This is a genomic window from Roseateles sp. Mitsp63, from assembly GCF_059491535.1.
Genome location: NZ_CP168509.1, coordinates 3,948,978 through 3,973,453, shown reverse-complemented (window position 1 = coordinate 3,973,453; position 24,476 = coordinate 3,948,978). Strand labels below are relative to the sequence as shown.

Genomic DNA, 24,476 nt, shown 5'->3' with positions numbered 1-24,476 from the left:
CTCCTCATTCGTAGAACGCGGCCAGCCCGTCCAGGAGCCCGCCGTGGAAGCCGCGCCCGGGGATCGCGGCGAAGAAGGCGGCGTCATGCTCGAGCGGCTGCAGCGGCGGCACGACGACCTGGACCAGGTCCTTGGGCAGGCCACCGATCGGCACCTTGCCCAGCGGCATGTCCAGCGCCAGCCGCAATCGCGGCGGGCCGCCCGCGCCCCGGCTCGCGGCGAAAGCCTTCTTCGCGGCGTCGATCTCCTGCTTCGGCGCCGCGCGCACCTGCTCCATCCGGGCCAGCACCTCGGCGAAGTCCCAGGGCTGCGAGTGATCGTCGAGGCGCACCATCGACAGCGTCCGCTTCTTCCCCGCGATCGTCAGCTTCGACGGCGCGCTGGCCTTGGCCGCCTTCATGAGGGCCGGATCGCCGTACAGCGGCCGGCCGCCGACGGCGACGAAGCGCACGTCCTTTTCCGTGGCCGCGAGCACCGCGGCGAAGGGCTCGGCGTTGCTGGCGGCGTCGATGACCACGACATCGCCGAGCGCCTCCGGCTGCAGGCGTCCCGCCTGGGCGCCCCAGGCGCGCAGCAGCGCGTCGCCCGGCACGCAGGTGATCATCCGCACGAGGTCGAAGGGCGTGAGGCCCCAGCCCTTGTCCTGGCTCACGAGCGCGGCGACCTTGAGCTCGCCCAGCACGTTGCGCGTGCCCGAGGGTCCCCAGTCCGAGCCGATGCACACCGGGATGCCGCTGGCCAGCGCCGACGGCACGTCGGTCGTGCTGCCATACAGCCAGAGGTTGGAGAACGGCGACCAGACGATCGCGCCGGGCTCGGTCCAGGCGCCGTAGTCGCCGGGGTTGACCGCGTTGGTGTGGATGGCGACGAAGCCGCGCTGCAGGCAGCCGCACTTGCGCACGCTCTGGTACTCGCGCTCGACGACCGAGTTCACCTGGCCTTCGGCGCAGTGGTAGATGAACGAGGCACCGGCCTTCATCTGCGCGGCGCGCGACGCGAGCACGTCGGGCTTGAGCGTCAGCGTCGAGGACAGCACCTGATTGGACTTGACGCTGCCGCCGAAGCTCTCGTCCTCGACATTGCGGACCATCCAGCCGTCCAGCGGCCGGTTCTTCGGCGGCGAGCCCTGGATGCTGGTCGTGCCGCCGACCAGCGCCCGCACCTCCGCGTACGCGAGCAGTTCATGGGGCGAGGCCTCGATGAACGCGTACGCGGGCCAGGTGATGTCGGCCGCATAGGTGCGCGCCGAGGGCCAGGAATCGTGATGCAGGAAGGGCATCGTGCGGCCGGGTTCGGTCCACAGCGGCAGCGTGGCGTAGGCCAGGTGGCTGTGCAGGTCGACGAAGCCCGGCAGCACCAGGTCGTTGCCGACGTCGACGACCGGCGCCTGGTCGAAGCCGGCCGGGCCCGCCGCATTGCCGCGCGTGACGCGCTCGATGCGGCCATCGTCGCCGATCCAGACCTTGCCCGCGAAGGCCTCGCGCTCGGTGGCGGCGACGGCGGTGTCCTGCGTGAGCGGGACGATGCGCCCCGAGATGACCAGACTCACAGGGCCTCCCATGTCGCGCGTGGATCGTCGCGGGCATCTTCGATGGCGCGGGCCGTCGCCGTCGAGGGGTCTGCGCCCGCGCCATCCTCTGCCTTGAGGATGACGCCGGCCGGCGGCGCGCCCGACGATGCCTGGATCCATGGAGGCCGCGATGAGCAACGACCCCTTCGACACCGGCCCGACGGGCGCGTTCAGGACGCTGTGCCGCAACTACCCCGACGACACGGTCTATCCGGGCGCCAACGGCTTCCGCTCGCTCTGGGGGCCGATCTTCTACCGCGGTCGCGCCACGGGCAGCGCGCGGCTGCTGGTCATCGGCCAGGATCCGGCGCAGACCGAGGCGGTCACGCGCCGCATCCTGTCGGGCCAGGCCGGCCGGCGCGTGCAGGGCTTCGTCGAGAAGCTGGGCTTCACGAAGAGCTACCTGATGATCAACACCTTCCTGTACGGCATCTACAACCAGGACATGGCGCTGCCGCATCTGAACGATCCGGCCATCCAGGCCTATCGCCACCAATGGCTGGAGGCGGCGTTCGCGCCGGGGAAGATCGAGGCGGTCGTCACCTTCGGCACACCGGCCTTCGAGGCCTGGACCGCGTTCAAGGCGACGCCGGCGGGGCAGGCCGTCACCGCGGTCCATCAGCGGGCGCTGCATCCGACGGCCGACAAGCCCGGCGGGCCGATCACGCGCAAGGACCTGCTCGACAACTGGAACGTCGCGTTGAAGAAGCTGCATCCGACGATCCAGCATCCCGACGAGGCCCGGGCGCTGGTGCCCTACGGCAGCGACTTCAAGGAAGAGGAGCTGCCGGAGATCCCCAGCCTGGATTTCCCGATGGGGCTGCAGGCCTGGATGCGCAGCACGGACTTCTGGGCCGGCATGTCGTCGACGCCGGGCACGGAGCGGGCCAACATCTCGATCGTGGTGCCGTGATGCGTGCCTGGTCCGATGGCGCCGGTCAACCGAGGCGGCGCCGCCGCCATTCGAAGACGGCCATGCCCGCGAGCATGGCCAGGACGAAGACCACCGCCTGTCCGCGCCCGCTGCCGGCGAGGACCAGCGCCGGGCCCGGGCAGAGACCCGCCAGGCCCCAGCCGGCGCCAAACAGCAGGCTGCCCAGCATCAGGGGGCGGTCGATGCGCGTGGCGGAGGGCAGGTCGAACTCACGCGCCAGCACCGGCGTGCGGCGGCGCCTGCTCCACAGGTAGGCGGGCATGGTCACGGCGATGGCGCCGATCATCACGAGCGCCAGTGACGGGTCCCAGCGTCCGGCGAGGTCCAGGAAGGCCAGCACCTTGGCGGGATCGGTCATGCCCGAGATCTGCAGGCCCAGGCCGAAGACGAGGCCCGACAGCAGAGATGCGAGGTCGGATCACGGCGCGTGATCAGGGACGCTTGGTCACGGTGGCCCAGAGCTCGCGCAGCGTGGCGGCGATGACGCCACGCGCATTGGGATCGCCGTGCAGCAGCGCCTTGGCGTACTGCAGCATCTGCTTCTTTTCGACATGGGGCGGCAAGGGCGGAACGTCCGGGTCGACGACCATCTGCAGCACCGTCGGCCGGTCCGCGGCCAGCGCCCGGTCCCAGGCGCCCGCCACGTCGCCGGGACGGTCGACGCGGACGCCCTCCAGCCCCAGCAGGCGCGCGTAGTCCGCGTAGGGGAAGGCCGGCAGGGTCTGCGAGGCCTCGAACTTGGGGTCGCCCGCGGTGACGCGCTGCTCCCAGGTCACCATGTTGAGATCGGCGTTGTCGAGCACCATGACCACCAGGCGCGGATCGGCCCAGTCGCGCCAGCGATGAGCGATCGTGACCAGCGTGTTGATGCCGGTCATCTGCATCGCGCCATCGCCGACCAGGGCGATCACCGGCCGGTGCGGATGCGCGAGCTTGGCGGCGAGCGCGTACGGCACACCGCAGCCCATCGATGCGAGCCCACCCGACACTGATCCCATCATCCCGGGCTGGGCCTTCAGGTCGCGCGCGTACCAGCCGGCCGCGGTGCCGGAGTCACAGCACAGGATCGCCTGGGCCGGCAGGCGCGGCGACAGCTCCCAGAACACGCGCTGCGGGTTGACCGGCCTGGCCTCGGCCATCGCGCGCGCCTCCAGCACCTGCCACCAGTCGCGCACCTCGTCCTCGATCCGATCGCGCCAGCGGCGGTCTTCCTTGCGGACGAGGTAGGGCAGCAGCGCCTCGAGCGTGAGGCGGCTGTCGCCGATCAGATTGGCCTCCATCGGATAGCGCGTCGACACGCGGCGGCCGTCGATGTCGATCTGTACGCCGCGCGCCTGGCCCTCCTTGGGCAGGAACTCGGCGTACGGGAAGTGGGAGCCGACCATCAGCAGCGTGTCGCACTCGTTCATCAGCGTCCAGCTGGGCTTGGTGCCGAGCAGGCCGATGGCGCCGGTGACGAAGGGCAGGTCGTCCGGCACGGCCATCTTGCCGAGCAGTGCCTTCGCGATGCCCGCGCCCAACCGCTCCGCCACCTGCACCAGCGCGTCGCCCGCGTGCAGCGCGCCCGCGCCGGCGAGGATGGCCACGCGCTCGCCAGCGTTGAGGATGTCTGCGGCGGCGCGCAACTGGGCCTCGTCCGGCACGCCCGGCGGCGCGGTCCAGCCGATGCCGGTGTGCACGGTGTCATGCGCGCGCGGCGGCTCGGTCACCGCATCGAGTTCCTGCAGGTCGTGCGGCACGATCACGCAGGTCACGGTGCGCTGGTCCCGCGCGATCCGCATCGCGCGATCGATCAGGTGCCGGACCTGGGCCGGCGCCATCGCGGTGTGGACGAACTCGTGCGCGACGTCCTTGAAGAGGCTGTGCAGGTCCACCTCCTGCTGGTAGTCGCCGCCGATGGCGGTGCGCGCGCTCTGTCCGACGATCGCGACGACCGGCATGTGATCGGCCTTGGCGTCGTACAGCCCGTTGAGCAGGTGGATCGCGCCGGGGCCGGAGGTCGCCATGCAGACGCCGACCTCGCCGGTGAACTTCGCGTGCGCGGTGGCCATGAAGGCGGCCAGCTCCTCGTGCCGCACCTGCACGAAGGCCATGCCGTGCTGCTGGCGCCCGAAGGCGCCCATCAGCCCGTTGATGCCGTCGCCGGGGTATCCGAACACGCGTTGCACGCCCCAGGCGTGGAGGCGGTCAAGGATCTGGTCGCTGACGGTGGCGGTCATGCCCCGGCTCCGTCGGCGGCGGAATCGTCGCAGCAACGGCGCAGCGTGCCGGCGGCCAGGCGCTCGCGGTAGTCCTCGATCGGCATGGAGCCGCGGCGCTCCTCGCCATCCTCGGTCCAGCGCAGCACCGCGCGATGCTCGCTCTGCTCGATCGTGCACGGGCCGCGCGGCACCTGCGCCGCTTCCTCGACGGTGGCCTGCAGCGTCATCGGCTGTTCGACGAAGCCCTCGCACGGGGCGGACAGTTCGGGCCCGCCGGGCCCGCCCGCGTGATCGGCGCGCGCCGATTCGCTGCCGGGCTTCAAGGTCCAGTCCTTGGCGCGGCCAGCGAGGCGCTGGTCCTGCTTCTTCGATTGATCGGCTTGCGGCATGGGCGTTCCTTCGTCGTGGCGGCTGCGGCCGGCGCGTGGACCGGCTGCGACCCTGGCGGGCAAGCGCCATACCCATGCGCGATCCGGAGCACTTCCGCTGGTCGCCCGAGGGCCGCTGGAGGACGGCCGGCGGTCGTGGTTGAACGCGCGCCGCGGGTTTAGACTCGCGCCCCCTGACGCCTTCCTCCGGAGCCCAACCATGAAATCCCGAGCCGCCGTTGCCTTCGCCGCGGGCCAGCCCCTGCAGGTCGTCGAGATCGATGTCGCGCCGCCCCGCAAGGGCGAGGTGCTGGTCAAGATCACCCACACCGGTGTCTGCCACACCGACGCGTTCACGCTCAGCGGCGACGATCCGGAAGGCCTGTTCCCCGCGGTGCTGGGCCATGAGGGCGCGGGCATCGTCGTCGAGGTGGGCGAGGGCGTCACCAGCGTCAAGCCCGGCGACCACGTGATCCCGCTCTACACCGCCGAGTGCGGCGAGTGCCTGTTCTGCAAGTCCGGCAAGACCAACCTGTGCGTGGCCGTGCGCGCGACGCAGGGCAAGGGCGTGATGCCCGACGGCACCACGCGCTTCAGCTACAACGGCCAGCCCGTCTACCACTACATGGGCTGCTCGACCTTCAGCGAGTACACCGTGGTGGCCGAGGTCTCCCTCGCCAAGATCAACCCGGACGCGAATCCCGAGCAGGTCTGCCTGCTGGGCTGCGGCGTGACCACCGGCCTGGGCGCGGTGAAGAACACCGCCAAGGTCCAGCCCGGCGACAGCGTCGCGGTGTTCGGCCTGGGCGGCATCGGCCTGGCGGTGATCCAGGGCGCGAAGCTGGCGCAGGCCGGCCGCATCATCGCCATCGACACCAACCCGTCCAAGTTCGACCTGGCCAAGGTCTTCGGCGCGACCGACTGCGTCAACCCGAAGGACCACGACAAGCCCATCCAGCAGGTCATCGTCGAGATGACCGGCTGGGGCGTCGACCATTCGTTCGAGTGCATCGGCAACGTCAACGTGATGCGCGCGGCGCTCGAGTGCGCGCACCGCGGCTGGGGCCAGTCGGTGATCATCGGCGTGGCCGGCGCGGGGCAGGAGATCTCCACGCGGCCGTTCCAGCTGGTCACCGGCCGCACCTGGAAGGGCACGGCCTTCGGCGGCGTCAAGGGCCGCTCCCAGTTGCCCGGCATGGTCGAGGAGGCGATGCGCGGCGACATCCAGCTCGCGCCCTTCGTGACCCACACCATGCCGCTGACCGGCATCAACGAGGCCTTCGACCTGATGCACGAGGGAAAGTCGATCCGCTCGGTCGTCCACTTCTGAGTCCTCGGGCGCGACGCGGCGCTACACTCCGCGCCTTATGCGCCGCTGGCTCACGATCCTCCTGCTGGTCCTCCTGCCGCTCCAGTTCTCCTGGGCAGCGGCGGCGGCCTATTGCCAGCACGATCGCGCCGGCCATGCCCGCCATGTCGGGCATCACGAGCACGCGCATGGCGGCGCCGAGGCCTCGCAGCAGGCCGCCGGCGACAAGGCCAAGGCGGCCGGCGGCAAGCTGACCGTCGACAACGATTGCGGCGCCTGCCACTTCAGCGCCGCCAAGTCCCTGGCCATGAACGGCGTGCCGCTGCCGCGGCCCGGCGCGCAGGTGCTGACCGGTCTGGCCCAGCAGCCGTTCTCCTCGCGCGCGCCGGATCATCCGGAACGCCCCAACTGGCGCATCGCCTGATTCGGCGATCGCAGCGGACTTCTCCTTCGTCCTGATCCCCCGTTGAGCGGCCCTGGCCGCGCTGCCTTCGTCGAATCCCCGTGTTGTTCCCACAACCCTGGAGTATTCGATGCGCAGATTCCTTGTGCCGCTGGCATGCGCGGCACTGACTTCCTTTCCTTCCTTCCCCGCCTCATCCGCCGGCGCCGAGCCCGGCCTCACGCTGGACGCCGCGGTGCAGACCGCCTTGCGGCAAAACCCGCTGCTGCGGGCCGGCGGCCATGAACTCGCGGCCAGCGACGGCGCCATCCGCCAAGCGGGACTGATCCCCAATCCCTCGCTGAGCCTGGACGTCGAGGACACCCGCCGCGAGACGCGCAGCACCTCGCTGATGCTGAGCCAGACCATCGAGCTCGGCGGCAAGCGCGCCGCGCGCGTGGCGCTGGCCCGGCGCGATCGCGACGTGGCCGCGCTGGCGCTGGAGGCCCGGCGCGCCGAGGTGCGCGCGAGCGCCATCCAGGCGTTCTTCGACACCTTGATCGCGCAGGAGCGGGTCAAGGTCTCGCAGGCGTCGCTGGAGATCGCCACGAGCGGCGCGCAGGCGGTGTCGCGCCGGGTCACCGCGGGCAAGGTCTCGCCGATCGAGGAGACGCGCGCCCGCGTCGCCGAATCCTCGGCGCGCATCGAGCTTCGCCAGGCCGAGGCCGACCTCGCGTCGGCGCTGCGCGCGCTCGGCGCGGTGATGGGCGAGGCGCCCGGCGCGATCGTCCGCGTCGATGGCAGCGCCGATGCCTTGCCCGCCTGGCCGGAAGGGCCCGCGCTGGACGAACGCATCGAGCAGTCCCCGCTGCTGCGCCGCGCGCGCATGGCGGTGCAGCGCGCCGATGCGGCGTTCGAGCTGGAGCGCTCCCGCGCCACGCCCGACGTGACCGTCGGCGTCGGCGGCAAGCGGGCGGCGGAGCTCGGCCGCACGCAGCCCTTGATCAGCGTGTCGATCCCGATCCCGCTGTTCGATCGCAACCAGGGCGCGCAGTTCGAGGCGCTGCGCCAGCGCGACGCCGCGCAGGCGCTCGCCCAGGCCGAGGAGCAGCAGCTGCGCGCCGAAGTGCTGCAGGCCGTCGATCAGCTCCGCGCGCGCGCCGACGAGATTGCCACCCTGCGCCGCGACGTGCTGCCCGGCGCGCAGGCCGCCCATGAGGCCGCGCGGCGCGGCTTCGAGCTGGGCAAGTTCGGCTTCCTCGACGTGCTCGACGCGCAGCGCACCTGGCTGCAGGCGTGCGGGCAGTACTTCGCGGCGCTCGCGCAGGCGCACCGGCTCGGCGCCGAGATCGACCGGCGGCTCGGTGCCGCCGACGCCCGCCCGTGACCGGGCGGCCGATCGAACGACCCCATTTCAACCAGATTCCCCATGAACACCCCACACGATTTCAACGACGACACGCGCCGCGGCGCGCGCAGGAAGCAGGCCATCGCGATCGCGGCGATCCTGCTGCTCGGCACGGCCGCCGGCATCGGCATCCTCACCGGAGCCGGCCGCTCCGGCGGTGACTCGCACGCGGAGGAGGACCACGGCCATGAAGAGGCCCAGGGCCATTCGGACGACGAGGGCGTCATCCGCCTCACCGACGCGCAGGTCAAGGCCGCTGGCATCGCTGTCGAGCCGGCCGCGAGCGCGACGCTGCAGGGCAGCTTCCAGCTGCCCGGCGAAGTGAAGTTCAACGAGGACCGCACCGCCCACGTCGTGCCGCGCGTGACCGGCGTGGTCGAGGCGGTGCCGGTGTCGCTGGGCCAGGTGGTGCGCCAGGGCGAGCTGCTCGCGGTGATCAGCAGCCCGGCGGTCTCGGACCAGCGCGCCGACCTGCAGGCGGCGCAGAAGCGGCTGCAGCTCGCGCGCGCGACCCATGAGCGTGAGCGGCGGCTCTTCGAAGAGAAGATCTCGCCGCAGCAGGACGTGCAGGTGGCCGAGCAGGCGCTGCGCGAAGCCGAGATCGCCGTGGCCAACGCGCGCCAGAAGCTGCAGGCGGTCGGCGCGGCGCTGGACAGCGGCGCGCTCAACCGCTTCGAGCTGCGCGCGCCCTTCGACGGCACCCTCGTCGAGAAGCACATCGCGCTGGGCGAGCAGGTGCGCGAGGACACGGCCGTGTTCACCGTCTCCGACCTGCGCAGCGTGTGGGCGCAGATCAGCGTGCCCGCCAAGGACCTGGCGCAGGTCCGCGTCGGCGATGGCGTCACGATCCGCGCGACCGCCTTCGAGCAGTCCGCCATCGGCAAGGTCGCCTACGTCGGCGCGCTGATCGGCGAGCAGACCCGCACCGCGCAGGCGCGCGTCACGCTCGACAACCCGAACAGCGCCTGGCGTCCCGGCCTCTTCGTCAACGTCGAGGTGCGTGGCGACGCCTTCGCCGCGCCGGTCACCGTCGCCGCCGACGCGGTGCAGACGATGGCCGGCACGCCGGTCGTCTTCGTCAAGACCGCCGGGGGCTTCGCCGCGCAGCCGGTGCGCGTGGGCCGGGGCGATGGCAAGCGGGTCGAGATCCTCGACGGCCTGCGCGCGGGCACGCCCTACGTGGCGGCGGGCAGCTTCGTGGTGAAGGCGGAGGCCGGCAAGGCCACCGCGTCCCACGCGCATTGAAGGGCGGCCGACCATGTTCGAACGCATCATCCGCTTCGCCATCGAGCACCGATGGCTGGTCCTGCTCGCCGTGCTCGGGATGGCGGGGCTGGGCCTGTACAACTACCAGAAGCTGCCCATCGACGCGGTGCCCGACATCACCAACGTGCAGGTGCAGATCAACACCGGCGCGCCGGGCTACTCGCCGCTGGAGACCGAGCAGCGCGTCACCTATCCGATCGAGACCGCGATGGCGGGACTGCCGGGGCTGCAGCAGACGCGCTCGCTGTCGCGCTACGGGCTGTCGCAGGTGACGGTCATCTTCAAGGACGGCACCGACCTCTACTTCGCGCGCCAGCTCGTCAACGAGCGCATCCAGGCCGCGCGCGGCGAGCTGCCCGCCGGCGTCACGCCGCACATCGGACCGATCTCCACCGGCCTGGGCGAGATCTACCTGTGGACCGTGGAAAGCGAGCCCGGCGCGAAGAAGCCCGATGGCCAGCCCTACACGCCGACCGACCTGCGCGAGATCCAGGACTGGGTCATCAAGCCGCAGCTGCGCACGGTCGCCGGCGTGACCGAGATCAATTCGATCGGCGGCTACGCGAAGGAGTACCACGTCGCACCGGATCCGGGGAAGCTGTCCTCGTACGGGCTGTCGCTGGGCGACGTCGTGGCGGCGCTGGATCGCAACAACGCCAATGTCGGCGCCGGCTACATCGAGCGGCGCGGCGAACAGGTGCTGATCCGCGCGCCGGGGCAGGTGGGCACGATGGCGGACATCGGCCACATCGTGCTGCGCAACGAGGGCGGCGTCCCGGTGCGGGTGCGCGACGTGGCGTCGGTCGAGATCGGCCGCGAGCTGCGCACCGGCGCCGCCACCGACAACGGGCGCGAGGTCGTGCTGGGCACGGTCTTCATGCTGATCGGCGAGAACAGCCGCACCGTCTCGCAGGCGGTGGCCAAGCGGATGGCGCAGATCAACGCCAACCTGCCCCGGGGCGTGCACGCGGTCACCGTCTACGACCGCACGACGCTGGTCGACAAGGCGATCGCGACGGTCAGGAAGAACCTGATCGAGGGCGCGGTGCTGGTGATCGCGGTCCTGTTCCTGTTCCTGGGCAACATCCGCGCGGCGATCCTGACGGCGATGGTGATCCCGCTGTCGATGCTGTTCACCTTCACCGGCATGGTCCAGCAGAAGGTCAGCGCCAACCTGATGAGCCTGGGGGCGCTGGACTTCGGGATCATCATCGACGGCGCGGTCGTCATCGTCGAGAACTGCGTGCGCCGGCTGGCCCACGCCCAGACCCACAAGGGCCGCGCGCTGACGCGCGCGGAGCGCTTCCACGAGGTCTTCCTCGCGTCGCAGGAGGCACGGCGGCCGCTGCTGTTCGGGCAGCTGATCATCATGATCGTGTACCTGCCGATCTTTGCGCTGGCCGGCGTCGAAGGGAAGATGTTCCACCCGATGGCCTTCACCGTGGTGATCGCGCTGATCGGCGCGATGGTCCTGTCGATCACCTTCGTGCCGGCCGCGGTGGCGCTGTTCATCGGCGATCGCGTGGCCGAGAAGGAGAACCGGCTGATGGGCTGGGCGCGGCGCGCGTACGAGCCGATGCTCCATCGCGTCATGCGCGCCAAGCCGGTGGTGCTGACCTTCGCGGCGGTGACCGTCGTGCTCTCGGGCCTGCTGGCCACGCGCATGGGCAGCGAGTTCATCCCCAGCCTCAACGAGGGCGACTTCGCGATCCAGGCGCTGCGCATCCCGGGCACCAGCCTGACGCAATCGGTGGCGATGCAGCAGCAGCTCGAGGCGCGGCTGAAGCAGAAGTTCCCCGAGATCGAGCGCGTCTTCGCGCGCACCGGCACGGCGGAGATCGCGGCGGATCCGATGCCGCCCAACATCTCCGACGGCTATGTGATGCTCAAGCCGCGCGACCAGTGGCCCGAGCCGCGCCGCACGCGCGACGAGCTGCTGGCCGCGGTGCAGGCCGAGGTGGCGACGCTGCCGGGCCAGAACTACGAGTTCTCGCAGCCGATCCAGCTGCGCTTCAACGAGTTGATCTCGGGTGTGCGATCGGACGTGGCGGTCAAGGTCTTCGGCGACGACATGGCCGTGCTGGAGGCGGCGGCCCAGCGCATCGCCGCGCTGCTGCAAGGGATCGCGGGCGCATCGGAGGTCAACGTCGAGCAGACCACCGGCCTGCCCATGCTCAGCGTCGCCGTGGATCGCGAGCGCGCGGCGCGTTACGGCCTCAACGTGCAGGACGTGCAGGAGACGCTGGCCACCGCGATCGGCGGCCGCGAGGCCGGCACGATGTTCGAGGGTGACCGCCGCTTCGACATCCTCGTGCGCCTGCCCGAGGCGCAGCGCGCGGACCTCGAGGCGATCAAGCGCCTGCCCATCCCGCTGCCGGTCGGCGCGGACGGGGCCCGCCGGTTCATTCCGCTCAGCGAGGTGGCCGATCTCACGACGGCGCCGGGGCCGAACCAGGTCAGCCGCGAGGACGGCAAGCGGCGCGTCGTCGTCAGCGCCAACGTGCGCGGGCGCGACATCGGCAGCTTCGTGGCCGAGGCGCAGCGGCTGGTCGGACAGCAGGCCCAGCTGCCGACCGGCTACTGGCTGGCCTGGGGCGGCCAGTTCGAGCACCTGCAGTCCGCCACCGAGCGGCTGAAGGTGGTGGTGCCGGTCTCGCTGCTGCTGGTCTTCGTGCTGCTGTTCGCGATGTTCGGCAACATGAAGGATGGCGTGATCGTCTTCACCGGCATCCCGTTTGCGCTGACCGGCGGCATCGTGGCGCTGTGGCTGCGCGACATCCCGCTGTCGATCTCGGCGGCGGTGGGCTTCATCGCGCTGTCGGGCGTGGCGGTGCTCAACGGGCTGGTGATGATCTCGTTCATCCGCAACCTGCGCGAGGCGGGTCAGCGCCTGGACGCCGCGATCCACGAAGGCGCGCTGACGCGGCTTCGGCCGGTGCTGATGACGGCGCTGGTGGCGTCGCTGGGCTTCGTGCCGATGGCGCTGGCGACCGGCACCGGCGCCGAGGTGCAGCGCCCGCTGGCCACCGTGGTGATCGGCGGCATCCTGTCCTCGACCGCGCTGACGCTGCTGGTGCTGCCGGTGCTGTACCGGCTGGCGCACCGGCGCGGCGAGGAGGACAGGGAGCGGGCATGACGCGGCTCCTCGCCGCGGCGTGACGCCTCAGCGCGGCGCGTCCTTCGCGGCCTCGATCCAGCCGTCGAAGGCCGCCTGATGGGCGCGGATCCAGCCGTCGACATGGCGCTCGATGTCCTGCGCTGAATCGGCGCCTTCGCTCATCCGCAGGTTCTGCGCGTTGATGTCGGCGATCGGCAGCTTCATCGCCGCGAACAGCCGGCCCGCGGCCGGGTGCTGCTCGACGAAGGCGCGGTTGGCGACGATCTGCTCCTGATCGGCCTCGAAGCCGTAGTTGCGGCCGTTGGCCAGCCGCGTGTCGCCGCCGTCCACCGAGGCCGAGAACGGCACCTGCAGCCACACCACGTCGCGGCCCGGACGCAGCACCGCGCTGACCCAGTACGGCGTCCAGGTGTAGTACAGCACCGGCTTGCCTTCCTTGAAGCGCGCGATCGTGTCCGCCATCAGCGCCGCGTAGCTGCCCTGGCGATGCGTCACCTGGCCGCGCAGCCCGTAGGCCTGGAGATGGCGTTCGATCGCGAGCTCGCAGCCCCAGCCCGGATTGCAGCCGGTCAGGTCGGCCTTGCCGTCGCCATCGGCGTCGAACAGCTTCGCCAGCGCCGGGTCCTTGAGCTGGTCCAGGCGCGTGATGCCGTACTGCTCGGCCGTCTTGCGGTCGATCAGGTAGCCCTGCACCGCGCCCTCGGCGTACGAGCCGGCGCGCACCAGCTTCGCGTCCCCGCCGCTGTTGCGATAGAAGTCCTCGTGCAACTGCCGCCAGTGGTTGGCCATGAAGGTCGCGTCGCCGCTCGCGATCGCCAGGTGTTCGGTCGCGGGCTCCAGGTCCTTCATCGGCCGCACCGTGTAGCCGAGCCGCTCCAGCGCGCGCGACACCAGCAGCGTCTGGAAGGCTTCCTCGGCGAGCGAGCTCTTCAGCGGCTGCACCGTCACGCCCTGGCCGGGCAGGGCGGCGCCGGGCTCCTGCGCGTGCGCCTGCGGCGCCAGGCCGAGCACCACCAGCAGGGCCGTCGCGCCGCGCAGCCCGATCGCGGCGAGCGGGCGCAGCGGTCTGAGCAGCAGCCCGGCCGGGCCGGTGCGCCACCAGCGCGGCTGGCCGCGGCGCGGCCGCGCCACGGCCTGCGTCAGGCGGTCCAGCGTGATGGCGAGCAGCACGATGCCCACGCCGCCGATCGTCGCCAGGCCCATGTCCAGCCGGCCGATCCCGCGCAGCACCATCTGGCCCAGGCCGCCGACCGCGATCATCGACGCGATCACCACCATCGACAGCGACAGCATCAGCGCCTGGTTGATGCCCGCCAGGATCGACGGCATCGCCAGCGGCAGCCGGACCTTCACCAGCATCTGCCAGGGCGAGGCGCCGTAGGCGCGCGCGGCCTCGATCAGGTCGGGACGCACCTGGCGCAGGCCCAGGCTGGTCAGCCGCGCCAGCGGCGCGATCGCGAACACGATGGTCACGATCACGCCCGGCACGTCGCCGATGCCGAACAGCATCACCACCGGCACCAGGTACACGAAGGCGGGTGTCGTCTGCATCGCGTCCAGCACCGGACGCATCCAGCGCTGCGCGCGGTCGCTGCTGGCCAGCAGCACGCCCAGCGGCAGGCCGATCAGCACGCAGAACACCAGCGAGGTCAGCACCAGCGACAGCGTCACCATGGCCTCGGGCCAGATGCCCAGCAGCGCCACGATCAGCAGCGACAGTGCCGTGCCGACGGCGATGCGGGCGCCGGCGAACTGCCAGGCCAGCAGGCCCAGCACGCCGATCGCCGGCAGCGCCGGCAGGCTGGTCAGCATCGACTGCACCGAATGCAGCGTCGCATCGATGGGCAGCCGCGCCGACTGGAAGAAGGGGCGCGCCTGCTCGACCGCCCAGCCCAGGCCCTGGTTGATCCAGGCGGCGATCGGCAGCGAGCCGTCCCACAGCTGCTGCAAATGGAAGCCGCCCGCGGCGGTGTCGGCGTGAGTCGCGGCATGGGCCGCCGCCTGTCCCGCGGTCTGTCGCGCAGCTTGCGCGGGCGCGTCGAGCCAGGCGCTCGCGGCCGCTGGATCGGGCGCGGCGGCCATCGCTTCCCAGGGATCGGGCGAGGGCGAGGGCGCCGGCATCGGCGGCGTCAATTGCATCGCCGCGCGCGCGGCGTCGGACGAGGCGAGCTCGACCGGTTGGAGGAGGGTGTCGTTCATCGAGGAGACCTTCAATGCGTGAGCGTGGCGGGCGCGGCGGCTTCCGTGCGCCGGCCGGCGTTGAGGAAGCTGCGGACGAAGTCGTCGGCGGGCTCGCGCTGGATCTGCTCGGGCGTGCCCACCTGCACCACGTGGCCGTCCTTCATGATCGCGATGCGGTCGCCGATGCGCATCGCCTCGTCCAGGTCGTGCGAGATGAACACGATCGTGCGGCGCCGCACCTGCTGCAGCCGCAGCAGTTCGGCCTGCATCTCCGCGCGGATGATCGGATCGAGGGCCGAGAACGCCTCGTCCATCAGCAGGATCGACGGGTCCGAGGCCAGCGCGCGCGCCAGCCCGACGCGCTGCTGCATCCCGCCGGACAGCTCGTCCGGATACTTCGCGCCCCAGCCGGCCAGGCCGACCTGCTCGAGCGCCTGCCCGGCCTGCGCGAGCCGCGCTCGCCGGCCGGTGCCGGCGAGTTCCAGGCCGAACGCCACGTTGTCGAGCACCGTCATGTGCGGCATCAGCGCGAAAGACTGGAACACCATCCCGAAGTCCTTGCGGCGCAGCGCGCGCAGCTGGCCAGCGCCATACGCGTTGATGTCGCCGCCATCGATCACGATGCGGCCGGCGGTCGGCTCGATCAGGCGGTTGAGCAGCCGCACCAGCGTCGACTTGCCCGAGCCCGACAGGCCCATCACGACGAAGATCTCGCCGGCGCGGATCTCGAAGCTCGCGTCGAACACGCCGATCGACTGGCCCGTGCGGGCGAGGATCTCCTGCTTGTCCAGGCCTTCGCGCACCAGCGCCAGCGCCTGCTCGGGGCGGTCGCCGAAAACCTTGAACACGTGATCGATGTGGATTGCCTTGGCCATGTGCCGTGACTCCTTTCCTGCAATGAGGGACTGGGGGAAGGGACGCCGGCCGGTCCGCGTCGCGAGGTCGCGAGGTCGCGAGGACACGGGCGCGCGAACGCGCGGGCACGGCGGCGGTCACGCCATCAGTGGAGAGGAGGCCGGATGGGCACGCGGCGGCCCCGGCGGGCCTCTCGGGCTGCCAGCGGGCACGGCGGAAAGCGAAGGCGAGGCCAGTGCCCGCTGGGGACTCGGTTCGCGGACGGCGGGCCTGGTCGAGGGGCGCCGCCCGGTCGAGCCTGGCGTGGCAGTGGGGCCGGATGACCGGCCGGAGATGCCGGGACGGGCCCGGCGGCGAACCTGCCGCGCGACGGGAGTCGATGCTCCGCGAGCCGCGCGAGGGCAGTCAACAGATGAGTTTGACTGACATTTAATGAATAAGTATAACTTTTCGATCTGAACCGGTCAATCCAACCGCAGATCTGGCGAACGAAGCCCTAGGGACAACCGAAACATCGCAGGGCCTGGGAGCCTCTAGAGTCGGCGGGATGGACACCCGATCCGACTCCCTTTCCGAGATCCATGGCGGGCCGCGTTCCGGCGAGGCCGAGCCGCTGCTGGTGGGCTGCGCGGCCGGCTTCTCGGGCGATCGCACCGATGCCGCGCGGCCGGTCGTCGACACGCTGATCCGGCTCGGCGGACCGGCGGTGCTGATCTTCGAGACGCTGGCCGAGCGCACGCTCGCGCTGGCGCAGCTCGCCCGCCAGCGCGATCCCGAGGCCGGCTACGAGCCGTTGCTCGATGACATGCTCCGGCCCGTCCTGGCGGACTGCCTGCGGCATCGCATCCCCATCGTCGGCAACTTCGGCGCGGCGAATCCGCCTGCCGCCGCGCGTCGCGTGCGGGCCCTGGCGGCCGAACTCGGGCTCGGCGAGCCGCTCGTGGCGATCGTCGGCGGCGATGCGTTGACCTCGCCGCCGCAGCGCGCATGGCTCGCGGAGGCGCTCGCACGCGACGGGCAGCCGCTCGCCGACGCCGACATCGCGTGCGCGAACGTCTACCTCGGGGCCGAGGGCATCGCTGATGCCTTGAGGGGCGGCGCCGAGGTCGTCGTCACGGGGCGCGTGGCCGATCCGTCGTTGACGGTCGGGCCGGCGCTGGCGCATTTCGGCTGGGCGCTCGACGACTGGGACCGGCTCGCGGGTGCCACGATGGCGGGCCATCTGCTCGAGTGCGGCGCGCAGGTCTGCGGCGGCTACTACGCCGATCCGGGCTTCAAGGACGTGCCGGGTCTTGCGCGGGTCGGTTTCCCGATCGCGCGCATCGAGCCGGATGGTGCCTGCACGGTGTTCAAGGCCGACGGCACGGGCGGGGGTCTCGACGAACACACCGTCAAGGAGCAGCTCCTGTATGAGCTGCATGATCCGGCGGCCTATCTGACGCCCGACGTCATCGCGGACATCGGCGAGGCGCGGGTCGAGTGCGCCGGCGAGGATGCGGTGAGGCTGAGCGGCGTGCGCGGTCATCGGCGGCCCGATGCGTTGAAGGCGAATGTGTTCTTCGCCCATGGCTGGCTGGCGGAGGGTGAGATCTCTTATGCCGGGCCCGGCGCGGAGGCGCGGGCGCGTCTCGCGGCCGAGGTTCTGCGGGAGCGGCTCGATGCGAGCGAGCGGCAGGGGCCGCTGCGTGTCGATCTGATTGGCGTGACCAGCGTGCTGGGCGATGACGCGGGGCGGCAACTGGCCGCGCATGCGGCGGGCGATGCGCGCGACGTGCGCTTGCGTGTCGCCGCGAATCATCCGACGCGTGCGGGTGCGGACCGTCTCACGCGCGAGGTCACGGCGCTGTACACCTGCGGCCCCGCGGGTGGTGGAGGCGTGAGGACGAATGTGAGGTTGCGGCTGGGGCTGCGCTCGACGCTGTTCCCGCGCGAACTCGCGCCGCACGATGTGGTGTTCGGCCACGCCGTCAGCGAGCGCGTCGACGGACGTGAAGTCAACGAGCTTCGATGGGGCCGGAATGGGGCTTGGGGGTCCAGGAGGGATCCCCCATGCCCCGTGGAGAGCCCGCGCTTGCCCGACCGCACGAAAGCATCCTCCCCCACCTGCCGCTCCCTGACCGTGCCCCTGCGCCATGCCGCTCACGGCAGGACGGGTGACAAGGGCGACCGTTCCAACATCAGCGTGATCGCCTGGTCCCCGGCGCTATATCCGCTGCTGGTGGAGCAACTGACCGAGGAGGCGGTGGCCCGCCAGTTCTCGTCGCGCTGCCCGACGCGCGTGACGCGTCATCTGCTGCCGCATCTGCACGCGATGAACTTCGTGCTTGATGGCGTGCTCGATGGCGGCGTGAATGATGCGTTGAATCTTGACAGCCACGGCAAGGCCTTGTCCTTCGTGCTGCTGGCGATGTCCTTGAGGGTGCCTGGGGACCTGCTCCCCTGGCTCAGGAATTTTGATGATCACCTGATGGAGACGACCTGATGATGCAGAAGCCGTTGATGACCCGGCGCGTGGCCGTGCTGGCCGCCGTGGGTCTTGCCGCGATGACGATGGGTGTGCCGGTGTTCGCTCAGGGCGCGGCGGGTTATCCGGCCAAGCCGGTCACCTTCCTGGTGCCTTTCGCCGCGGGCAGCGCGACGGATCAACTGGCGCGCGCGCTGGGGCAGGCGATCTCCGAGCAGACGAAGCAGGCGGTGGTGGTCGACAACAAGGCGGGCGCGAGCGGCATGCTGGCCGCGCAGCAGGCGGCGCGGGCGGCGCCGGATGGGTACACGGTCCTGATCGCGACCAACACGACGCAGTCGGCCAATCCGCATCTGTACCGCAAGCTGTCCTATGACCCGGTCAAGGACTTCGCGCCGGTGACGGGGCTGGGCAAGGGCGGGCAGGTGCTGGTGGTCAAGGCGGATGGTCCGTACAAGAGCGTGGCGGACCTGATCGCGCGCGCGAAGCGCGAGCCGGGCAAGGTCAGCTTCGGCAGCGGGAGCGCGTCGAGCCGTGTCGCTGGCGAGCAGTTCCAGCAGCTCTCGCACACGCAGCTGTTGCATATCCCGTACAAGAGCAATCCGCCGGCGCTCACCGATCTCATCGGCGGGCAGGTCGATTTCATGATCACGGATACGGCCACCGGCCTGCCGCAGATCAAGGCGGGCAAGGTGAGGGCGCTGGGCTTTTCGATGACGAAGCGTTCGGCGCTGCTGCCTGACGTGCCGACGATCGACGAGGCCGGCGTCAAGGGCTACGACATGAGTTACTGGTTCGCCGCCTACGTGCCGGCGGCGACGCCGGCGCCGGTGGTCGAGCGGCTGCGCGAGCTGCTCATCGCGGCGCTGCGCAGCGCGCCCGCGAAGACCTTCTTCGAAGGCGCCGGGGTGAACGTCTGGTCGAGCACGCCGGAGGAGCTGCGGGCCTTCCAGGCGGCCGAGACCCGCAAGTGGGGGCAGATCATCAAGGCGGCCGGCATCGAGCCGGAGTGAACCGCAGGCGGCTGGCGCGCGAGGTCAGTTGTGCAGCAGCCCGTCCGCGTCCAGCGAGGGCGGCCGCAGCAGGTCGGCGTCGACGCCCATCTGCTCGCTCGCGCGCTCCACGGCCTGCCAGAGATCGCTCGGCATCGCCAGGATCTGCTCCGGCGTGCGCGAGCGCTCGATCCAGGCGCCGATCTCCCGGTGCTGCTCGATCGTGATCAGGTCCAGGTTCAACATCTCGTCGATGGTTTTCACTGCGCGTCCCTTGGTCTTGTCGATCCCGGGGGAGCCGGGATCCTCCCTGAACAGGGTACCTCAGCGTCCGTGACGCGGTCGCGGCGCGAACGGAGGGATCTGGTCCAATGCACGGTTTTCAACCGGACAAGGTCCCGGCCTCGCGCCTCCTCCCCGGCAGTACCTGGAGATCGACTTGAGCCTCTTCCGAACCAAGAACCTCGACGACCTGCTCGCGCAATCGCGCGCCCCCGGCCACGGCCTGAAGAAGGTGCTCGGTCCGCTGGACCTGGTGCTGATCGGCATCGGCGCCATCGTGGGCACCGGCATTTTCGTGTTGACCGGCACTGGCGCGCTCACCGCCGGGCCGGCGCTGACCATCTCCTTCGTCATCGCCGCGCTGGCCTGCGCCTTCGCCGCGCTGTGCTATGCGGAGTTCGCCAGCTCCATCCCCGTCGCCGGCTCCGTCTACACCTACAGCTACGCGACGCTGGGCGAGCTGGTCGCCTGGATCATCGGCTGGGACCTGATGCTGGAGTACGGCCTGGCGGTGTCCGCGGTTGCGGTCGGCTGGTCGGGCTACTTCCAGTCGCTGCTGTCGGGCCTGGGCGTCTCGCTGCCGGTCGCGTTGACGGCGGCGCCCGGCGCGCTGCCGCACGCGCACACCTGGTTCAACCTGCCGGCCTTCCTGATCGTGCTGGTGCTGGCGGGGATGCTGTCGCTGGGCATGCGCGAGTCCAGCCGGCTCAACAACGTCATGGTGGTCGTCAAGATCGCCGTGGTGCTGCTGTTCATCGTGGTGGGCGCGCGTCACGTCAGACCGGAGAACTGGCAGCCCTTCGCGCCCTTCGGCGCCAGCGGCGTGCTGAGCGCGGCGGCGCTGGTGTTCTTCGCCTTCATCGGCTTCGATGCCGTGTCCTCGGCCGCCGAGGAGGTCAAGCGCCCCGACCGCGACCTGCCGATCGGCATCATCGGTTCGCTGGCGGTCTGCGCGGCGCTGTACGTGCTGGTGTCGCTGATCATGACGGGCATCGTCCCGTTCCGCGAGTTCGTCGGCGTCGACCATCCGGTCTCGCTGGCGCTGCAGCGCGCCAACGAGACCTGGTTCGCCGGCTTCGTCGACCTGGGCGCGATCGTCGGCATGACGACGGTGATCCTGGTGATGACCTATGGCCAGACGCGGATCATCTTCGCGATGTCGCGCGACGGCCTGCTTCCGCGCCGCCTGTCGGCGCTGCATCCGCGCCATGGCACGCCGTTCTTCGCGACCTGGCTGGTCGGCGGCCTGTTCGGCCTGATCGCGGCGCTGGTGCCGCTGAACGTGCTCGCCGAGCTGATCAACATCGGCACGCTGGCGGCCTTCTGCCTGATCGCGCTGGCGGTGATCGTGCTGCGCCGCACGCGGCCGGACCTGCCGCGCGCGTTCCGCTGCCCGGCGGTGCCGGTGGTGCCGCTGCTGGCGATCGGGCTCTGCGTCACGCTGATGACCTTCCTGCAGCCCACCACCTGGATCGCCTTCGGCGTGTGGGTGGCGCTGGGGCTGCTGATGTACTTCGGCTATTCGCGCCAGCGATCGGTGCTGGGCTGAGCGAGGGCGCGCCCGAGTCAGTGTGCGTGCGCCAGCGCGAAATCCAGCGACGCGCGCACGGCCATCACCTGGGCCTCGATGCACTCCTCGGGATTGGTGCGCGGGCTGTCGGGGTAGACCTCGGTGGTGGTCGAGAACTTCGCGCGGGTGAGGCCGGCGCACAGCCCCGCCTCGCGGACCGGAAACTCGATCACGCCCTTGGCGATCACCGGGAATCCGATGATCCGGCCGTTCGCGTCGGCCGGCGCGATATGGGTCACCTGCTCGACGGCCCGGATCACCGATTCCTGGAAATCGAGCCGCGACGTTTCGCTGTTGCCGACCAGGTAGAAGCCGTCGGGCACGGTTTCGGGCTCGTGCGGCTTGCCGTCGCGGGCGGCCTTGGCGGGCGTGAATTCGCTGGCGTCGGTGTCGGTCGTTTCGTGCAGGTCGATGTGCAGCAGGAACTGCCCGGCGTAAGGGGCGAGGAAGTCGATCAGCGCGGAGGATTCGGCGGCCTCGCGGCTCGCGCCGAAATTCCGGTTGGGGTCGACCGCGAAGTAATTCCAGCGGCACACGCGTTCGTAGGCCCAGGGGCTGACGCACGGGACGATGAGCAGGTTCACGTCCTTCGCATACCGGGCCGCGTGGGCCTCGGCGAAGCGCAGCGCGCCCAGCACGCCGCTGGTTTCATAGCCATGGACGCCGCCGGTGACCAGCACCACGGGGCGCATCGCGTTCCAGGAGCGGCTTTTCAGCGCGAGCAGCGGAAACTCGTCGCCGTCATGGGTCAGCTGGCCGTAGCGGATGATTTCAAACGGCTCGCCGAGCGCCTCGACGCGGCGGACCACGTCGTCCCGATAACTGCGTGAGCGCACCTGGCGCTCGCGCCAGGCGGCGCGTTCCGGTTCTCCCCAGGGCACGCCCGGGGTACCGATGGGATAAAAGCGCGTGAGGCTCATGCGGGGTTCCGATCTGAGATGTCCAGGGGGCCGACGTTAATGCAACGCCGGCCGTGGCGCCCGAAAGTCATTCAGGTCCGGATCTGCTGCGCGGGCAGGATCGCGCCGTCGGCCGCCGCGCCATGCCAGCGGCGCAGCGCGCGCTGGAAGAACAGGCTGTTGGGCAGCTGCAGGCTGGTGCCGCTGGCCGGGTCGCCGCTTTCCAGCAGCGTCGTATAGACCAGGTTGATGTCGATCACGCGGCCCTTCACGCCGGGCTTGTCGCCGGACTCCAGCAGCTCCACCACGTCGCCGATCCGGAAGGCGCGGGTGACGTAGATCAGCAGCGCGCAGAAGAGGTTGGACAGCACGCTCCAGGCGGCGAAGAACGCCACCGCGCCGACGGTGGCGAAGCCGGTGAAGGCGGTCCACAGGACGGCGCCGGAGACGCCCAGGCGCTCCAGCGACCAGAGCACGGCGCCGCCGTAGATCAGCACCGCGACGGAGCGCAGGAAGACCGTGGCGACGGTGACCGGCAGCGCGTAGGTGCTGGTGAGCTTGCGGGTGAGGTGGCGCGCCACGCGCATCACCAGCCAGGCGCCCAGGCCGATCAGGACGACCTCGATCAGCGGGACCAGGATGTCGAGCCACTCGGCGGCCCAGGCGGGAAGGAAATCGTGCAGGAACCGGTTCAACTTGTTCATAGGGGGCGAGTGTCGGTGCGCTGGGCGGGGGATGTCTGTATCGAAAGCGTTCCTGGGGATGGCCGGGCCCCGGTCGGGCGGGCAACATCATCGCCGCCCGCGCCCGGCAGGTGCCGCCGCGCAGATCAGGAGAACGACATGGATGCCTCCAAGCCCGCTGACGTGCCCCGCTTGACCGCTGTCGCGGCCCTCATCCTGGCCTTCGCCTCCACGGCCGGCGGCGCGGACGCGGCCTTCGATCCGCTGTTCGCGGGCCCGGGCGGCCTGTGCGCGCCGGCCGCCCCGGGACGCCCGGCGCTGCTTGAGCGGCTGGTGCTCGCGCAGACCGAGACCAAGCCCTTCAAGCCGCAGCCGATGCGGGCCGCGGCCGGCCAGGTGCCGCTCTACGACAACCTGGGCAGCTTGAGCTTCAAGGCCGGCACCGCCAACCCGAAGGCCCAGGCCTACTTCGACCAGGGCCTGCGCTGGGCCTTCGCCTTCAACCATGCGGAGGCGCAGCGCGCGTTCCAGACCGCGCGCCGGCTGGACCCGCGCTTCGCGCTCGCCTGGTGGGGCGAGGCGCTGGTGCTGGGCCCCAACATCAACGCGCCGATGATGCCGGACGCGGCCGCGCCAGCGCTCGCGGCGCTGGCCAAGGCGGTCGAGCTCGCGCCCCGCGCGCCGGAGAAGGACCGCGCGCTGATCGCGGCCTTGCGCACGCGCTATTCCGCGGACCCGAAGGCCGAGCGGGCGGCGCTCGATGGCGCCTACGCCGATGCGATGAAGGCCGTCGCCAAGCAGTTTCCCGATGACGACACGGTGCTCACGCTCTTGGCCGAGGCGGCGATGGACACGCAGCCCTGGGACTACTGGGAAGCCGGCGGCGCGCGGCCCAAGGGCCGGGCGGCGGACATCGTCGCGGCGCTCGAGACGGTGCTCGCCCGGAACCCCGATCACCCGGGCGCGATCCATCTCTACATCCATGCCGTCGAGGCGTCGGCCAAGCCCGAGCGCGCGCTCGAACCCGCGCGGCGCCTGGCGGCGCTGATGCCGGGCGCCGGCCACGTCGTGCACATGCCGGCCCACATCTACTACCGCGTCGGCCTCTACAAGGACTCGCTCGACATCAACAAGCGCGCGATGGCCGTCGATGAGCAGTACTTCGGGACCTCGCCGTCCGACCCGATGTACAAGTCCGCGTACTACCCGCACAACATCCATTTCGTGCTGGTGTCGGCGCAGATGGGTGGCGACGGCCCGACCGCGATCCAGGCCGCCGGCAAGCTCGACGCGGCGCTGCCGGACGCGATGGTCGCGCAGTTCGCGGGACTGGAGCCGGTGAAGGCCGCGCCCTATCTGGCGCATGCGCGTTTCAGCGCGCCGGACGTGATCCTCGGCTTGAAGGCGCCGCCGAAGGAGCAACTCGTGGCGACCGGTCTGGCGCATTACGCGCGGGCGCTGGCCTTCGCGGCGAAGCAGGACGCGGCCGGCGCGCAGCGCGAGATCGACGCCATCGCCGCGCTGGCGCGTGATGCGGACTTCAAGCCCTATGCCGACTGGGGCGTGCCGGGCAAGGAGATCGTGCAGACCGCGCGCCTGGTCGCCACCGGCCGGCTCGCCGACGCGCAGGGCGACCTGGCCGCGGCGGCCAAGGCCTACGAGGCGGCCGTCGCGATCGAGGACCAGCTCGCCTACACGGAGCCGCCGTACTGGTACTACCCGATCCGGCAGTCGCTGGGCTCGGTCTATCTGCGGCAGGGACGGCTGGACGCGGCGGAGGACACGCTGCGCGAGTCCCTCGCGCGAGTGCGTGGCAATGGCTGGGCGCTGGCGGGGCTGGCGGAGGTCTACAAGCGCAAGGGCGATGCGAAGTCCGAGGCCGCGACGCGCGAGGCCTACTCGCGCGCGTGGCTGGGCGGCGACGCGCCGGACATCGCGCGGCTGTAGCCCTTCCGGCCCGTTGCTTCATGCTGAATTGACGCTGCCTTTGCGCC

General features: G+C 70.9%; 18 protein-coding genes and 2 pseudogenes. 11 read left to right on the top strand and 9 right to left on the bottom strand.

Going from position 1 to position 24,476, the window contains the following annotated elements; translation table 11 throughout:
- Positions 1-4: 4 nt before the first annotated feature.
- Positions 5-1,549 carry an amidohydrolase family protein gene (locus tag ACEN96_RS17305; protein WP_495584326.1) on the bottom strand — a complete coding sequence of 515 codons (1,545 nt, stop codon included), beginning with the start codon at positions 1,547-1,549 and terminating at the stop codon, positions 5-7.
- A gap of 151 nt (positions 1,550-1,700) precedes the next feature.
- Between ACEN96_RS17305 and ACEN96_RS17300 the strand changes: the two genes are divergently transcribed.
- Entirely contained in the window at positions 1,701-2,483 is a 783-nt protein-coding gene (locus ACEN96_RS17300) for a uracil-DNA glycosylase family protein (protein ID WP_495584325.1), read from the top strand.
- 25 nt (positions 2,484-2,508) lie between these two features.
- Here the strand turns inward: ACEN96_RS17300 and ACEN96_RS17295 are convergent, their stop codons facing one another.
- From ACEN96_RS17295 to ACEN96_RS17285, 3 genes are read right to left on the bottom strand one after another with little or no spacing between them, the layout of a single operon-like run.
- Positions 2,509-2,907, bottom strand: coding sequence for a DUF6691 family protein (locus tag ACEN96_RS17295; RefSeq protein WP_495588630.1), 399 nt, complete (start codon positions 2,905-2,907; stop codon positions 2,509-2,511).
- Positions 2,908-2,935: 28 nt separating this feature from the next.
- A complete protein-coding gene (locus ACEN96_RS17290) occupies positions 2,936-4,723 on the bottom strand; it encodes a thiamine pyrophosphate-requiring protein (protein ID WP_495584324.1) in 1,788 nt (595 codons plus the stop codon).
- Positions 4,720-5,094: a hypothetical protein gene (locus ACEN96_RS17285; RefSeq protein WP_495584323.1), complete on the bottom strand. Its 375-nt coding sequence runs from the start codon at positions 5,092-5,094 to the stop codon at positions 4,720-4,722. Before ACEN96_RS17285 ends, ACEN96_RS17290 begins: the two co-directional genes overlap by 4 nt.
- Positions 5,095-5,293: 199 nt before the next feature.
- Between ACEN96_RS17285 and ACEN96_RS17280 the strand changes: the two genes are divergently transcribed.
- From ACEN96_RS17280 to ACEN96_RS17260, 5 genes are all read left to right on the top strand, one after another.
- Positions 5,294-6,403, top strand: a complete 1,110-nt coding sequence (locus ACEN96_RS17280) for an S-(hydroxymethyl)glutathione dehydrogenase/class III alcohol dehydrogenase (RefSeq protein ID WP_495584322.1) — start codon at positions 5,294-5,296, stop codon at positions 6,401-6,403.
- A gap of 37 nt (positions 6,404-6,440) precedes the next feature.
- On the top strand, positions 6,441-6,806 hold the full coding sequence (gene czcI, locus ACEN96_RS17275) for a cation efflux protein, CzcI family (RefSeq protein WP_495584321.1): 366 nt from the start codon (positions 6,441-6,443) through the stop codon (positions 6,804-6,806).
- Positions 6,807-6,915: 109 nt separating this feature from the next.
- Entirely contained in the window at positions 6,916-8,151 is a 1,236-nt protein-coding gene (locus ACEN96_RS17270) for a TolC family protein (RefSeq protein ID WP_495584320.1), read from the top strand.
- 42 nt (positions 8,152-8,193) lie between these two features.
- Positions 8,194-9,417, top strand: a complete 1,224-nt coding sequence (locus ACEN96_RS17265; protein ID WP_495584319.1) for an efflux RND transporter periplasmic adaptor subunit — start codon at positions 8,194-8,196, stop codon at positions 9,415-9,417.
- Between the two features lie 13 nt (positions 9,418-9,430).
- Positions 9,431-12,574, top strand: coding sequence for a CusA/CzcA family heavy metal efflux RND transporter (locus ACEN96_RS17260; protein WP_495584318.1), 3,144 nt, complete (start codon positions 9,431-9,433; stop codon positions 12,572-12,574).
- A gap of 27 nt (positions 12,575-12,601) precedes the next feature.
- On the opposite strand, the gene proX is transcribed toward ACEN96_RS17260, so the two are convergent.
- Entirely contained in the window at positions 12,602-14,755 is a 2,154-nt protein-coding gene (gene proX, locus ACEN96_RS17255; RefSeq protein ID WP_495584317.1) for a glycine betaine/L-proline ABC transporter substrate-binding protein ProX, read from the bottom strand.
- Between the two features lie 32 nt (positions 14,756-14,787).
- Positions 14,788-15,612, bottom strand: a pseudogene (locus tag ACEN96_RS17250) (quaternary amine ABC transporter ATP-binding protein); the annotation flags it as partial.
- Positions 15,613-16,139: 527 nt separating this feature from the next.
- Here ACEN96_RS17250 and ACEN96_RS17245 point away from each other — a divergent pair.
- From ACEN96_RS17245 to ACEN96_RS17235, 3 genes and pseudogenes are all read left to right on the top strand, one after another.
- Positions 16,140-17,525, top strand: a pseudogene (locus ACEN96_RS17245) (acyclic terpene utilization AtuA family protein); the annotation flags it as partial.
- 15 nt (positions 17,526-17,540) lie between these two features.
- The gene (locus ACEN96_RS17240) at positions 17,541-18,074 is read left to right on the top strand and encodes an AtuA-related protein (protein ID WP_495588629.1); all 534 of its coding nucleotides are present in this window, start codon (positions 17,541-17,543) and stop codon (positions 18,072-18,074) included.
- A complete protein-coding gene (locus ACEN96_RS17235; protein ID WP_495584316.1) occupies positions 18,074-19,069 on the top strand; it encodes a Bug family tripartite tricarboxylate transporter substrate binding protein in 996 nt (331 codons plus the stop codon). The genes ACEN96_RS17240 and ACEN96_RS17235 overlap by 1 nt, the downstream gene beginning before the upstream one ends.
- 24 nt (positions 19,070-19,093) lie before the next feature.
- On the opposite strand, the gene ACEN96_RS17230 is transcribed toward ACEN96_RS17235, so the two are convergent.
- Positions 19,094-19,312 carry a hypothetical protein gene (locus tag ACEN96_RS17230; RefSeq protein ID WP_495584315.1) on the bottom strand — a complete coding sequence of 73 codons (219 nt, stop codon included), beginning with the start codon at positions 19,310-19,312 and terminating at the stop codon, positions 19,094-19,096.
- Between the two features lie 175 nt (positions 19,313-19,487).
- On the opposite strand from ACEN96_RS17230, the gene bcaP reads away from it, so the two are divergent.
- Positions 19,488-20,879 carry a branched-chain amino acid transporter BcaP gene (gene bcaP / locus ACEN96_RS17225; protein ID WP_495584314.1) on the top strand — a complete coding sequence of 464 codons (1,392 nt, stop codon included), beginning with the start codon at positions 19,488-19,490 and terminating at the stop codon, positions 20,877-20,879.
- Positions 20,880-20,896: 17 nt separating this feature from the next.
- On the opposite strand, the gene ACEN96_RS17220 is transcribed toward bcaP, so the two are convergent.
- Positions 20,897-21,820, bottom strand: coding sequence for a M14 family metallopeptidase (locus tag ACEN96_RS17220; RefSeq protein WP_495584313.1), 924 nt, complete (start codon positions 21,818-21,820; stop codon positions 20,897-20,899).
- A gap of 71 nt (positions 21,821-21,891) precedes the next feature.
- On the bottom strand, positions 21,892-22,503 hold the full coding sequence (locus ACEN96_RS17215) for a mechanosensitive ion channel family protein (RefSeq protein ID WP_495584312.1): 612 nt from the start codon (positions 22,501-22,503) through the stop codon (positions 21,892-21,894).
- Between the two features lie 138 nt (positions 22,504-22,641).
- On the opposite strand from ACEN96_RS17215, the gene ACEN96_RS17210 reads away from it, so the two are divergent.
- Positions 22,642-24,429 carry a hypothetical protein gene (locus ACEN96_RS17210; RefSeq protein ID WP_495584311.1) on the top strand — a complete coding sequence of 596 codons (1,788 nt, stop codon included), beginning with the start codon at positions 22,642-22,644 and terminating at the stop codon, positions 24,427-24,429.
- Positions 24,430-24,476 lie beyond the last annotated feature (47 nt).

Excerpts from the sequence above, each read along its gene's own strand:
- ACEN96_RS17300 (WP_495584325.1), top strand. The coding sequence starts at position 1,701 with ATGAGCAACGACCCCTTCGACACCGGCCCGACGGGCGCGTTCAGGACG.
- ACEN96_RS17280 (WP_495584322.1), top strand. The coding sequence starts at position 5,294 with ATGAAATCCCGAGCCGCCGTTGCCTTCGCCGCGGGCCAGCCCCTGCAG.
- czcI (WP_495584321.1), top strand. The coding sequence starts at position 6,441 with ATGCGCCGCTGGCTCACGATCCTCCTGCTGGTCCTCCTGCCGCTCCAG.
- ACEN96_RS17265 (WP_495584319.1), top strand. The coding sequence starts at position 8,194 with ATGAACACCCCACACGATTTCAACGACGACACGCGCCGCGGCGCGCGC.
- ACEN96_RS17285 (WP_495584323.1), bottom strand. The coding sequence starts at position 5,094 with ATGCCGCAAGCCGATCAATCGAAGAAGCAGGACCAGCGCCTCGCTGGC.
- ACEN96_RS17215 (WP_495584312.1), bottom strand. The coding sequence starts at position 22,503 with ATGAACAAGTTGAACCGGTTCCTGCACGATTTCCTTCCCGCCTGGGCC.
- ACEN96_RS17290 (WP_495584324.1), bottom strand. The coding sequence starts at position 4,723 with ATGACCGCCACCGTCAGCGACCAGATCCTTGACCGCCTCCACGCCTGG.
- ACEN96_RS17210 (WP_495584311.1), top strand. The coding sequence starts at position 22,642 with ATGGATGCCTCCAAGCCCGCTGACGTGCCCCGCTTGACCGCTGTCGCG.
- ACEN96_RS17260 (WP_495584318.1), top strand. The coding sequence starts at position 9,431 with ATGTTCGAACGCATCATCCGCTTCGCCATCGAGCACCGATGGCTGGTC.
- proX (WP_495584317.1), bottom strand. The coding sequence starts at position 14,755 with ATGAACGACACCCTCCTCCAACCGGTCGAGCTCGCCTCGTCCGACGCC.
- ACEN96_RS17235 (WP_495584316.1), top strand. The coding sequence starts at position 18,074 with ATGATGCAGAAGCCGTTGATGACCCGGCGCGTGGCCGTGCTGGCCGCC.
- ACEN96_RS17220 (WP_495584313.1), bottom strand. The coding sequence starts at position 21,820 with ATGAGCCTCACGCGCTTTTATCCCATCGGTACCCCGGGCGTGCCCTGG.
- ACEN96_RS17270 (WP_495584320.1), top strand. The coding sequence starts at position 6,916 with ATGCGCAGATTCCTTGTGCCGCTGGCATGCGCGGCACTGACTTCCTTT.